We start from the raw sequence: 455 nt of genomic DNA, 5'->3' as shown, positions 1-455 counted from the left end.
GAATCATTGGTGCTACCGCTGTAAATGTACATCCCAAGACTACCGGCAGTCCAATTCCTATTCCTTTATATACTTGTAAAAATGTTGCTACACCACACATAAAGATATCAATTGCGACTAAGTAAGCCACTTCTTTAGGTGTGAATTTTAAAGCAGATCCGACGATAATAGGTACCATTATGGCACCCGCATACATAGCAAGTAAATGTTGAACACTTAAGATGAAATTTTTCATGTTATTCTCCTACCAGTTTGACTGTATTTCCTAATAATGAAGCAACTTGGCATAGAGATAAGACTTCTAATCCTTCAGATTCCAACTTCTCTCTGCCCGGTTGGAAACTTTTTTCTATAACAATTCCAATTCCAGATGTTGTTGCGTTTGCTGCTTGAACTAAACGATGTAATCCTAATGACGCTTCGCCATTCGCTAAAAAGTCATCAATAATTAATAC

At 36.9% G+C, this 455-nt stretch carries 2 protein-coding genes; both read right to left on the bottom strand.

Translation table 11 applies throughout. The annotated features are described in order from the left end of the window. Positions 1-235, bottom strand: a 235-nt coding sequence (locus IDG63_RS14300) for a solute carrier family 23 protein (RefSeq protein ID WP_274611199.1), incomplete at its 3' end; no start/stop codon positions are given. A gap of 1 nt (position 236) precedes the next feature. After that, positions 237-455: type I phosphoribosyltransferase (locus IDG63_RS14295; RefSeq protein ID WP_481903611.1), on the bottom strand; the 219-nt coding region annotated here is incomplete at its 5' end.

This window comes from Staphylococcus sp. EG-SA-14 (assembly GCF_017151935.1).
GTDB classification, from domain to species: Bacteria; Bacillota; Bacilli; order Staphylococcales; family Staphylococcaceae; genus Staphylococcus; species Staphylococcus aureus.
The sequence above is the reverse complement of the archived record's forward strand: the minus strand, read 5'-3'. Positions and strand labels throughout refer to the sequence as shown.